Source organism: Sporosarcina sp. P13, assembly GCF_002743055.1.
GTDB lineage: Bacteria > Bacillota > Bacilli > Bacillales_A > Planococcaceae > Sporosarcina.
In genome coordinates, this window is sequence record NZ_PDYM01000016.1 from 54,637 (window position 1) to 66,643 (window position 12,007).

General features: G+C 39.7%; 12 protein-coding genes. 11 read left to right on the top strand and 1 reads right to left on the bottom strand.

Features of this window, described 5'->3' with window-relative positions:
* Positions 1 to 10: 10 nt before the first annotated feature.
* The 7 genes from CSV79_RS09285 to CSV79_RS09315 all read left to right on the top strand — a co-directional run bounded on the left by CSV79_RS09285 (position 11) and on the right by CSV79_RS09315 (position 8,484).
* A complete protein-coding gene (locus CSV79_RS09285; protein ID WP_099688772.1) occupies positions 11 to 1,225 on the top strand; it encodes a threonine synthase in 1,215 nt (404 codons plus the stop codon).
* 123 nt (positions 1,226 to 1,348) lie between these two features.
* Complete coding sequence (locus CSV79_RS09290) at positions 1,349 to 2,842, top strand: APC family permease (RefSeq protein ID WP_099688773.1); 1,494 nt, start codon at positions 1,349 to 1,351, stop codon at positions 2,840 to 2,842.
* Positions 2,843 to 2,866: 24 nt separating this feature from the next.
* Positions 2,867 to 4,135, top strand: a complete 1,269-nt coding sequence (gene hisD / locus CSV79_RS09295; protein ID WP_099688774.1) for a histidinol dehydrogenase — start codon at positions 2,867 to 2,869, stop codon at positions 4,133 to 4,135.
* 80 nt (positions 4,136 to 4,215) lie between these two features.
* Positions 4,216 to 5,433 carry a DegT/DnrJ/EryC1/StrS family aminotransferase gene (locus tag CSV79_RS09300; protein ID WP_099688775.1) on the top strand — a complete coding sequence of 406 codons (1,218 nt, stop codon included), beginning with the start codon at positions 4,216 to 4,218 and terminating at the stop codon, positions 5,431 to 5,433.
* Between the two features lie 15 nt (positions 5,434 to 5,448).
* Positions 5,449 to 6,474 carry a TRAP transporter substrate-binding protein gene (locus tag CSV79_RS09305; RefSeq protein WP_099688776.1) on the top strand — a complete coding sequence of 342 codons (1,026 nt, stop codon included), beginning with the start codon at positions 5,449 to 5,451 and terminating at the stop codon, positions 6,472 to 6,474.
* Between the two features lie 293 nt (positions 6,475 to 6,767).
* Positions 6,768 to 7,202, top strand: a complete 435-nt coding sequence (locus CSV79_RS17420; protein ID WP_158232503.1) for a TRAP transporter small permease — start codon at positions 6,768 to 6,770, stop codon at positions 7,200 to 7,202.
* The gene (locus CSV79_RS09315; RefSeq protein WP_099688778.1) at positions 7,192 to 8,484 is read left to right on the top strand and encodes a TRAP transporter large permease; all 1,293 of its coding nucleotides are present in this window, start codon (positions 7,192 to 7,194) and stop codon (positions 8,482 to 8,484) included. Before CSV79_RS17420 ends, CSV79_RS09315 begins: the two co-directional genes overlap by 11 nt.
* A gap of 55 nt (positions 8,485 to 8,539) precedes the next feature.
* On the opposite strand, the gene CSV79_RS09320 is transcribed toward CSV79_RS09315, so the two are convergent.
* Entirely contained in the window at positions 8,540 to 8,872 is a 333-nt protein-coding gene (locus CSV79_RS09320; protein WP_099688779.1) for a DUF5658 family protein, read from the bottom strand.
* Positions 8,873 to 9,104: 232 nt separating this feature from the next.
* On the opposite strand from CSV79_RS09320, the gene CSV79_RS09325 reads away from it, so the two are divergent.
* Genes CSV79_RS09325 through CSV79_RS09340 form a run of 4 tightly spaced genes read left to right on the top strand, consistent with a single transcriptional unit; the run spans position 9,105 to position 11,842 of the window.
* On the top strand, positions 9,105 to 9,467 hold the full coding sequence (locus CSV79_RS09325) for a GntR family transcriptional regulator (RefSeq protein ID WP_099688785.1): 363 nt from the start codon (positions 9,105 to 9,107) through the stop codon (positions 9,465 to 9,467).
* Positions 9,464 to 10,372: an ATP-binding cassette domain-containing protein gene (locus tag CSV79_RS09330; RefSeq protein WP_099688780.1), complete on the top strand. Its 909-nt coding sequence runs from the start codon at positions 9,464 to 9,466 to the stop codon at positions 10,370 to 10,372. Before CSV79_RS09325 ends, CSV79_RS09330 begins: the two co-directional genes overlap by 4 nt.
* Positions 10,344 to 11,102, top strand: coding sequence for a hypothetical protein (locus tag CSV79_RS09335; protein ID WP_143560559.1), 759 nt, complete (start codon positions 10,344 to 10,346; stop codon positions 11,100 to 11,102). Before CSV79_RS09330 ends, CSV79_RS09335 begins: the two co-directional genes overlap by 29 nt.
* On the top strand, positions 11,099 to 11,842 hold the full coding sequence (locus tag CSV79_RS09340; RefSeq protein ID WP_099688782.1) for a hypothetical protein: 744 nt from the start codon (positions 11,099 to 11,101) through the stop codon (positions 11,840 to 11,842). The genes CSV79_RS09335 and CSV79_RS09340 overlap by 4 nt, the downstream gene beginning before the upstream one ends.
* Positions 11,843 to 12,007 lie beyond the last annotated feature (165 nt).

The following is a 12,007-nucleotide window of genomic DNA, read 5'->3' on the forward strand; positions in this document are numbered from 1 at the left end:
AGGAAATATAATGACTTATAGCTTTGTATCCCACTTACACTGTCCAAAATGCGAGAAAACATATGATGTAGATGAGATTAACCAATTATGTGATTGCGGTGCGCCTTTGTTGGTTGCTTACAAGATGGATGAGTTGAAAGAGAACTTCACAAAAGAACAGTTAGCAGAGCGTAAACCGGATCTATGGCGTTACCACGAGTTACTGCCAGTAAAGAACGAAGAAAATGTCACGACGCTAGGTGAAGGTATGACACCAATGCTTCACTTGAAAAAGGCTGGAAAGGATATGGGGATTTCAAACCTTTATATGAAAGATGAAGGAATGATACCATCCGGATCTTTTAAATCACGAGGAGCTGCTGTCGGTGTTTCCAAAGCGAAAGAAGTTGGGGTCAAGGAGTTGGCAATGCCTACAAACGGTAACGCTGGTGCCGCTTGGTCATTGTATAGTGCACAAGCCGATATTAAGGCTACTATTGTTATGCCCGTTGATGCACCGGAAATTACACGTAAAGAATGTGTAGCAGCGGGTGCAGATTTATACTTAGTCAATGGTCTAATAGGAGATGCAGGAAAAATCGTCGGTCAAGCAGTTGCAGACTATGACTTATTCGATGCTTCTACATTGAAAGAGCCATTCCGTATTGAAGGTAAGAAGACGATGGGACTTGAAATAGCTGAGCAGTTTGGTTGGAAGGTACCAGATGTAATCCTATATCCGACAGGTGGTGGAGTTGGTCTAATCGGAATTTATAAAGCACTACGTGAATTGCAGGAACTAGGTTGGATTTCGGAAGATAAAATGCCACGTCTTGTAGCTGTTCAGTCTACAGGTTGTGCACCAATTGTTAAAGCGTGGGAAGAAGGCAAGACACATGCAGAACCTTGGGAAAATGCATCTACTGTAGCGTTCGGTATTAATGTGGCAAAAGCGTTAGGTGATTTCTTAATCCTTGATGGCATTAAGCAGACCAATGGTTGTGCAATTGCTATCGACGATGAAACGCTACTTAAAGAATTAAAGTTTGTTGCGTCAAGTGAAGGTGCATACGTTTGTCCTGAAGGGGCTGCAGCATTTGCGGCAGCTAGAAAACTGCGTAACGATGGATGGATCAAAGAGGATGAAGAAGTAGTAGTGCTCAACACGGGAGCCGGTATTAAGTATCCAGATACAATTGAAGTAGAAGCACCTATCTTGCAAAAAGACGAGAAAGTTGTGAGATGAATTTGAAAATAAGTACGTAATAAGCTTGTAATGTATATTACGTACTTATTCCATCAGGATACGGCACCTTCTTGTAAGCGCTAACATACAGGTGGAGGATTTTACAACTGGGGAGTGATACAGATGGAAAATAGGACAGAGTTATCAAAGTCATTAAAACCGCATTGGGTCGTAGCGATTGCGTTTGGCTCCGCAATTGGTTGGGGTGCTTTTGTACTGCCAACAGATTGGATGGCTGAGGCGGGACCAATTGGAGTCATATTAGGAATATTAATTGGTGCATTATTAGTTATGGTCATTGCTGTGAGTTATGGATATATGGTGGAAAAGTTTCCAGTATCGGGAGGCGAATTTGTCTTTACTTATCTAGGCTTTGGCAGGATTAACGCCTATATATGCGGGTGGTTTGTTACTTTGTCCTATGTAACATCTGTTGCATTAAATGCCTCAGCAATTATAGTATTGTTTAAATTTTTATATCCTCAAGTTGTGGAAATTGGATACTTGTATACGATTGCAGGGTGGGATGTGTATATGAGTCAAATCATTTTGGCAACAGTTGCGCTTGTCATCTTTGGACTTGCAAATATCCGGGGGATCAGCTTAACAGGTAGAATGCAATTCATATTCAGTGCAATATTATTCATTGGAGCCATGGTGGTTGGCTTAGGAATGACATTCCATCCAGACACGGCATTCACAAATTTACGCCCTGCATTCAATATGGAAATCGGAAGTTTATCTTCAATCTTAATAATTGTTGCAACAGCTCCGTTTCTATATTCAGGCTTTAATAATATCGCACAAACATCAGAAGAATTTAGTTTTTCAGCAAAACGTGCATTCAAACTAATGATTCTTGCCCTAGGTGCTGGTGGTCTTGTCTATTCTGTCATGGTTTATGCAACAGCGATGGCTACTCCATGGCAAGGTCTGGTCGCAGGTCAACCTGTATGGGGAACTGGAGATGTTGTAAAAAGCTTGTTTGGTAATTTAGGTATGACATTATTAACGGCAGCTTTATGTATGGGAATCTTTACGGGAATTAATGGTTTTCTAGTTTCATCGAGTAGAATGCTACTTGCGATGGGACGTGCACGAATCTTACCACAAGCCTTTACAAAGATTCATCCGAAATACCATACGCCTTATGTAGGTATTATTACAGCTGTTATTGTTTGCTTCATCACACCATGGTTTGGACGACCGGCTCTATTATGGATTGTAGATATGACGGCAACAGGTGTAGCTATTGCTTATCTATATACTTGTGCGTCTGCCTATCGCTTTTTTGATTGGAAAGATAGTGCTTTGCGCAAGTGTGTTTCATTAGCTGGGGCGGTAATTAGTTTGATCTTCCTTGGCCTACTATTTATTCCGGGGTCTCCGGCAATTCTGGCATTACCGTCATTGATTGCAATGGTTGTATGGGTATTAATTGGTGCATTATTCTACGTGGTTTACGGTAAAAGATATAATGAAATTCCAAAAGAAGAGTTAGATGTATACATCCTAGGCGAAGAACTCGCGAATACGTTGACTAGTGGGAACCTTCAACATATAAAAAATAAAGGTACAAAAGTGAAAACAAATAATACAGTACAGAACAACTTATAAATAGAAGGATAGGAGTGGAACAAGATGGCGGAATATATAAAAAAGAGCTTGAACAAATTAGAAGAGGATAATAGCGGTATTTCAGAGATTGTGAAAGGTAGCCTAAATGAAATTCGTTCAAGAGGAGAAGAGGCTGTTCGTGAGCTATCCCGCAAATTTGATAATTGGGATCCCCAAAGCTTCCGTGTATCCCAAGAAGAAATTGAAAAAGCGATCAAGATAGTACCTGAAACAGTCAAGCACGATACACAATATTGCCAGAAACAAGTGCGAGCGTTTGCCGAAGCTCAATTTGCGAGTCTATCCGAGTTTGAAAGAGAAATGCAACCAGGTGTAGTCTTAGGTCAAAAATTGATCCCAATTGGGAATGTAGGTGCATACGTACCAGGTGGGCGTTATCCAATTGTGTCATCTGTTCAGATGAGCGTTATTCCACCGAAGGTTGCTGGAGTTAAGCGAGTGATCGCTTGCTCTCCTGCTATGAAAAATGGAGAAGGAATTCATCCCGGTGTTCTTTATGCTATGCATTTAGCTGGTGCAGATGAAATTTATTCACTTGGTGGCATCCAAGCTATTGGTACAATGGCGTATGGAATGGAAGGCGTCAAGCCTGTCGATTTCATTGTTGGTCCTGGCAATGCATTCGTAGCGGAAGCAAAGCGCCAAGTGTTCGGAAAAGTAGGTATCGATCAAATTGCAGGGCCGAGTGAAAACTTAATTATAGCAGATGAAACAGCAGATCCTGTTTTAGTTGCAGCAGATGTTTGGGGACAGTGTGAGCATGACTTCCGTGCAGTAACAATTTTGATTACGACATCCCGTAAATTAGCTGAAGATGTTCAGGAAGAAATGAAAAAGCAAATTGCAACGTTGGAAACTGCGGAGGTAGCATCGGCTTCATGGGAGCAGAACGGTGAGATTATTTTAGTAGCGGATAGAGAAGAGGCTGTCAAAGTGGCAGACGAGTATGCAATTGAGCACGTACAAGTTCAAACAGCGGACTTGGATTACTACTTGGACAACTTAACAAACTATGGATCATTGTTCTTGGGTGAAGAAACAACGGTTACATATGGAGATAAAGGAATTGGGACAAATCACATTCTACCAACAGAACAAGCGGCACGTTATACAGGTGGTTTATGGGTAGGGAAATTCTTGAAAACTGTTACGTATCAAAAGTGTACAAAGGAAGCTAGTAAGAAAATCGCGCCTATTATTGCAGGGCAGTGCCGTTATGAAGGAATGATCGGCCATGCTGTAACTGCAGAAGTACGTCAACAGAAATATTAATGGAATGCGGCAATAGTCCGCTACTTGAATAAGTGACGGACTACAGGCCGAATGATCGAAAGAGAGCAGGAGGGTTCGCGATGAGTGAACAATTAAACGAAGTACTGGCATTTAAAAAAACATTTACACGTCAGGAACCGATTCCATCCTCAGGTATTGAGAGTGCAACAGAACTCATGCTTACGGGCAAGCTTCATCGTTATAATACAGAAGCTGATGAGATCGCTGAAACTAGCATTCTGGAAAAAGAATTTGCGGACTATATCGGAACGACTTATTGCGCAGCGTTTAACTCTTGCGGTAGTGCTATTTACGTCGCGCTAAAAAGTGTCGGCGTCCAGCCTGGAGACAAAGTACTGTGTAATGCATTCACACTAGCACCTGTACCAGGAGCTATCAAAAATGCCGATGCTCAACCGGTTTTTATAGAAATTACAGAGGATTATCTGACAGATCTGGACGACCTGGAAAAGAAAGCAAAAGACTCTGGAGCGTCATACTTTCTTTTATCTCATATGAGAGGTCACATCGTAGATATGGATCGTGTTATGGAGATTTGTCAGCGTTATGACCTTACCCTAATCGAAGATTGTGCCCATACGATGGGTGCGAAGTGGGATGGAAAACATACAGGAAGTTTTGGTGTAGTCGGATGTTTCTCTACACAAACATATAAACATATTAATTCAGGTGAAGGTGGACTTCTCGTTACTGACGATGCAGATGTAGCAGCTAAATCAATTCTTTATTCGGGTTCTTATATGCTGTATGAAAAGCACTTGGCTAGACCACCGTTGGAAGTATTCGATCGTTATATAAAGGTGATACCAAATTTCAGCTTGCGAATGTCTAATTTAGTGGCAACTTTGATTCGCTCTCAGTTGCCGGAACTTGATAAACAAGCTCAACGTTGGAATAAGCGATATCAGGCAATTGAAGAAATATTACGTAGTCAACCAAATATATATATCCCTGTACGTGAGAGAAAAGAACAATATGTCGCCTCGTCATTTCAATTCACACTACGTGGCGCAACAACTAATCAGATGGAAAAGTTCATTGAAACATGTGCTGAACGTGGAGTCGAAATCAAATGGTTCGGAAACTTCGAGCCAAAGGGATTTACGAGTCGTCATGAAAGTTGGCAGTATCTATCAATGGCGGGTGATTTACCAAAAACGGCAAATGTATTGGACTTCTTATGTGATTTCCGGCTACCACTAACGTTTACAGTAGAGGACTGTCGACTAATTGCAAAGATCATTTGCCAGGTGTGCAATGAATCTAAATTTAACTAAAAAGAGGTGTTTAATATGGGGCGACGAAGTAAATTTGTTTTTTCTTTACTAGTCATTTTAGTTTTGCAAGTGTTAACGGGGTGTGGAAGTGATGTGGAAGGTTCTAAGAATGACCAAGTTGTTATGAAATTCACGCATGGAACTGGAACAGATGGGATCTGGCAAAAAACAGCGGAAAAGTTTTCTGAGTTAGTGGATGAATATTCAGATGGGAAAGTTAAAGTTGAGATTTATCCTGGGGGACAGATTGGTAGTGGGGAAAAGTCGATGGAAGATATCCAGAATGGTCTTATTGAAGCTACCTCTGAATCTGTCAATAATCTTACACCTTTTGCCCCATCATTAGGAATGTTTGACTTACCCTACCTTTTTGAGGACAGTAGCGAATATGCTGCTGTTGTAGATGAATTAGGTGAAAAGATTAATGAAAGAGTTATCGAAGAGTCTGGTCTACGAGTGATCACTTGGTTGGATAAAGGTATTCGAGCAGTAGGTACAATTGATAAAGAAATCAATACAATTGATGATCTACAGGGATCTAAAATTCGTGTTCCTAAAAATCCTATTCAACTTGCTAGCTTTGAGTCGTGGGGGGTAAATGCCACACCAATTGCATGGGATGAAACCATTACTTCACTGCAGCAAGGTGTAATTGATGGATTGGAGTTGGCGTATGACGATTTTGAAAGTACAAAGATCTATGAAAATATTAATTATATTTCAGATGTAGGCTATAAATATGATGTAGCTATGGTGGTAATAGGAGAAGATTGGTTCCAGCAACAAACACCAGAGATTCAAGATGCAGTTATAAAAGCTGGTCAAGAGACAACGGAATGGACAAGGGAGTCCGTACAAGGTTTACTAGACGAAAGTAAAAAAGTAATGGAAGACCATGTAACATTTACAGGGCCACCAAAAGATGAAGAGGTATGGAAAGAAAAGGCCCTAAAGACATGGCCAAAACAATATAACAGAATTAAAGGCACCGATTTATTAACTGAAGTGATGAATGTAGTAGGAAGAGATTTACCACAATAAAAGAAATATAACTAAAAATAATGCAGAACTGAGGATCCGTGGGTCTGACTATTCGATTAATAAAAATTAGATTAAGATGGATTACTACTATGATTACTTTTTAATTGTAATTGTCTGTATCCATCTTCTTTTTTTGAATTTAAAAGCCCGTACGTGCGTTGTCAAAAGAATAATAGACTGGTACTGGTATGGATATTATTTAGAAGGTAGGGATTGTTATTAAATCTAGGGTCTCATGGTTTATAAAAAACTTTGAAGAGGTATTTAGCGTTGTATCGCTTTTGGTGATGATAATGAGTCTCCTTCTTCAAATATATTTTAGATATGCAGTAGGAAAATCCTTACCTTGGACTGAGGAGTTGTCAAGATTCGCCTTTTTATTCCTAGTATTTATGGTTATAAGTATCTCCGTTAAACGACACTCCCATATTCGTGTAACTGTACAGTTTAGGATGTTTTCACCGAGGGTTCAAAGTATTTTAATGGTTATAAGTGATTTAATTTGGTTTGCATTTAACTGTGTCGTTATTTATACAGGGCTTAAATTATTTATGGATATGGGTGCCTCCAATAGAACGCAGATATCTCCTGTTCTAGGTTGGAATTTGAAATATGTCTATGCCATTTTACCAATAGGGTTTCTTCTAATGAATATTAGAATGATACAAAATTACTGTTTAAGCTATTTAGATAAAAAAAATCAGAGGGGTAATGTGAATGTCAGTTGAACTTATTATTTGTCTGGTTTTATTCGGTAGTTTATTACTAGGCATACCAATCTTTGCTTCACTTGGAATAGCCGCGGTTGCTGCCATTATGGTATCTGGCATTTCGTTTTCCATTGTTCCCCTTGATCTATTAAAGATGGGATCTATGTTTCCGCTTCTTGCGATACCAGCATTCATTTTAGCCGGTGTCTTAATGGAAAAAGCAGATATGGCAGGTCAAATAATTGAAACCATTCAAATTGTTTTTGGTAGAATAACAGGTGGCCTTGGCATAATCACTATAGTAGCAAGTATGTTTTTTGCCTCACTTATAGGTTCAGGTCCTGCCACAGCAGCTGCAATGGGCGCTATTTTAATACCTGCCATGCATAAGGCGGGATATGGAAAAGACTATGCTGCAGGAGTCTGTGCTGTAGGTGGGACGATGGGTATTCTAATACCGCCAAGTAATCCGATGATTGTTTATGGCGTGATTGGTAATGTATCTGTTACTTCCTTGTTTATTGCAGGTATTTTGCCGGGTATCATGCTAGGCTTTATGTTAATTGGAACCGCTTACATAATTGCTCGAAAACGCAATTATAAAGGAACTGGAGAACCCTTTAATATGAAACACTTCTTAAAAACTGCTTACAAAAATAAGTGGTCTCTGTTTGCTCCGATTGTAATAATTGGAGGTATTTATGGTGGAATCTTCACTCCAGTAGAGGCTTCTGTAGTAGCAGTATTATATGCATTTTTAGTAGGTTTCTTTGTTACAAAAAAACTACGTAATAAAAAGTTGCTTTGGGAAACACTAGTATTTACAGTTGAGACATCAGGTATGGTACTAATTGTGGTAGCTGTTACACAGCTTTTCGCGCGTATACTTGTAATGGAGCAAGTTCCCCAGCGACTAGCGGAATGGAGTGTATCAGTTAGTGAAAATCCAAAAATAATATTATTGATGATCGTCGGATTCTTAATGATCTTAGGAATGTTTATTGAAGAGTTAGCGACAATGGCTGCAGTAACTCCAATTCTCGTACCATTAGCTGAACAAGTAGGCATTGATACCGTACATTTAGGTGTGGTCATGGTTATGACTAATGAAGTTGCTATGTTGACGCCGCCGCTTGGTGTGGTACTGTTTGTTCTTATGAAAATGAGTAATTTGAGCTTGGGGCAAGTTGCCAGGGCAGTCTTACCATTTCTTTTAACATTAATAATTGCAACCTTAATAGTTGTGTTCTTCGAGGATATAGCTCTGGTCTTACCAAGATTAATGGGGTATACAGGTTAACTAGAGATAAAATGGCAAGGGGCTATCATTCGATAGCTCTTTTTTTAATTACGCTTCACATCGCCACAATAACCAACCAAAACACATGAACGAACATTACCACAATATAAAGAAACAGTGCAGTCGTCATAGAAATTCGTAACCAGACACCAGATTTACTAATTGTAACGATATACAGAAGAAGTAGCGGTAATCCTAATTTGACTATGTAAAATAGCGCAATACTCTGCTCGTACAATAATGAGACTAACAGATTCGCTTCTTGTATATGACCCGAACGAAGACCGTAGTCTGTGAAGATCGCATCTAATAAACATAAGCAAGCTAGTAGAAAACCTGCGTTCAATATTCTATTTTGTTGAATGGGGAAGTCTTTTACAGTATTCATCTGTTTCGCTCCTAACATACGTTATAAATAGATAGGATGTGTTTGAAATACATATTTTATACAGTGAAAGCAATTCATTGATGAATTTTCTTTACCCTTTTATTAAAAGATGTACGGCATACAGCCATACATCTTTTTTTACGTATAGTTGCATTTTTCTAATTAACCGAGTATAGTACATTACAACAGTAATGTACTGGGTAACCTAAAGGTGGTGAAGCTCTTGCTTGAGATGGGCGGAGAGAAACCGATTTATATACAGATTGCAGAATGGTTGGAGAATGAGATTATTGACGGTACGTTGAAAGCTGATGACAAGGTATACTCGCAATACCAGTTAGCGGAGCTTTTCAATATTAATCCGGCAACTGCTGGGAAGGGGCTGACGATTTTGTTAGATGCGGAACTTATTTATAAGAAGCGTGGACTTGGAACGTTTGTATCATCGAATGCACGGGAGAAGTTGTTATCGAAACGTAAAGACTTTACACTTCGTCGCTTAGTCCGAGAGTTGCTTGACGAAGCAAATTTGCTTGGTATAGAAAAGGAACAACTTTACCGATTAATCGAGTCAGAGCGAAAGGGGAGAGCATGATGGAAGTCATTACGTTTCGAGACGTTACGAAAAAGTATCGATCACTCAAAGTGCTCGACCAAGTCACGCTAGATATCCGTCAAAACGTCATTACAGGTGTGGTTGGACGAAATGGAGCAGGAAAAACAACATTGATGAAAATGATAGCAGGTTTTACGAAGGAATCTAGCGGCGAGTTACGTGTATTTGGCGAACGTCCATTCAATAGCCTGGATGTGTCCGCAAATATGATTTTCGTTGATGATAGGATGGGCTTTCCGGATGCTCTGAAGCTTGGGGATATTTTAGTAGAGTGTGATAGATTTTATGAGAATTGGGATGATGAACTAGCTAAACGGTTATTGGAATATTTCCAGCTCCCCTTAACGTTTAAGCATCGTGTGTTGTCTAAAGGGAAGCGCAGTACGTTCAATGCAGTTATCGGAATTGCATCAAGATGTCCGTTGACGATGTTCGATGAGCCGATTACAGGAATGGACGTAGCAGCACGCAGAGATTTCTACCGGGCATTGCTGAAAGATTATATTGCGCACCCGCGAACAATTTTACTATCAAGTCACCACATGGAAGAAATGGAGGACTTGCTGGAAGACATTTTATTGATTGATGGGAAAGATATTGGCTTTCACGGCCCAATAGTAGATTTACAGGAGAAGTTTTTATCTCTGCAAGGTAAGGCGAACGTGCTCGAAACATATGCCACTAGATACGCGATCGTTCATCGTTCCATGGCGGGTCCGTTGACAGAGTGGATTGTCGATAATGAACATACCGAAGCTGAATTGAATGACTTGAGGCAAGCGGGAATACGTGTGGCAACAGTTACGGCAAGCGATGCGTATTTAGCGATGACGGGGCAGACGAAAGGAGGGGTCGATGATGTTTTCAACGCAATGGAGCGTTAATGAGTTAGCGAAGCGTCAGTACTTATTGAAATTAAATGGAAATGGATCTATCTTTTCTGTACTAATTGTGTTGCAGATCATTGGCACGGTCTTAATGGGTGGCTCAGCGACTTCCACGTCCTCGTATTCTGATGATACAAATGTACTGTCATTCAATTTTTCCACGATATCAAATGATGGCCAAGTAGGGCTGACATTGTTTTGGGCATTTATTATAGGATTTGTGCTGACGTCTGCTGCACAGCGTAATGAGTCATTTACTTTTGTGACGAATCGTCTGACCTTTCAGCTAGCCAATTTCTACTTCTTCTGTACAGCCGCACTTTTTGGTGGCGTGACAACGGTTTTACTTGGATCAGTTATGAAAATTATTGCGATGTTTAATGTCGATACCGTGATGGAAACGAATGGTTTACTGTCTTCGCCACTCGATTTCTTTTCACAAATTTTTGTAATGACTGCTTATACACTGCTTTTAATGTTGGTAGGTTACACACTAGGTTCATTAATTCAGTTCAGTAAATTGTTTATTATGCTGTTTGCATTGATCTGGATTGCTTTTACACAAACTGCGTTCTTTACGGAAAGTGATCATAATGTAGATTTACTGTACTTTTTCTATGGTGAGACGTCGATTCTATTATTCACATTGAAAGTCTTACTGGCAGTTGCGCTGTTGTTTGGTGCTAGCTTTTGGGTAACAAATAGTTTGGAGGTGAGAAACCCATGATGATATTTGCGATTGGAGGAACTATTTTTTTACTAATGGGTATTGTAGTCCTTATGGTAGTAGTAAAAAGTGCAGGACGTATGAGCATGAATAAGACATTTCATCGCAAATTTATAATGGGTTATCTCGTCTTACTGTCGATTCTTCTAATTACTGCGGAAGTTATGGAGAGAAACTATGAGTTTGAGCAATTATCGATTGTCGAAGGAAATCGGTATGGATTTGATGTGAGAAATGCAATTGAAGAGGGTTTACCGATACCGCAGCGGCTGATTGCGTCAAAGAGAACGCATGAAGTAGGGGAGAAGTTTTCAATACCGAAGTTCCCTACAAATGCTTTTATTTTGATTGAGAGAATAGCAGTTGAAAGTAATTTTATAGAAGAAACCGTTTATAGACCCGAAATGATGGTGGAATTTGGCGGCCCGGGTAGTACGTACAATGATGACACGGAAGGCACGTATTATGATGTATCAGACAAGATACAAATTGAATTACCTGTTTGGGATAGACGGTCTATGTATGTACCGTTGCAACCATCAAATAATATACAATACACATTTTATCATGATTCCAATATATTGACTCAATTCTCGGAACAACGGAGAAGTGGCTATAGTTATACCTCGGGTTCTGTGTCAAGCATGATGACGGTTCATTTACGCATTCCTGAATCGATTGTGCTTGATCTTCCACAGTCTACTGATGAATTCGAAAACTATACGATTGAAGTTTTATAATAGAATAAAACTGTCAGCCATTCTTAATGAGCACGCACGTACTTTATCGGGTTATATGTAAATGACTATTCAATTGTAGTGCGTCCCCTACTCTTTTCCGTCAGCAAACTAAAACAGCCGCCAATAATAAACTGTACCCTATAAGATGGACACTTTGAAAAAGTC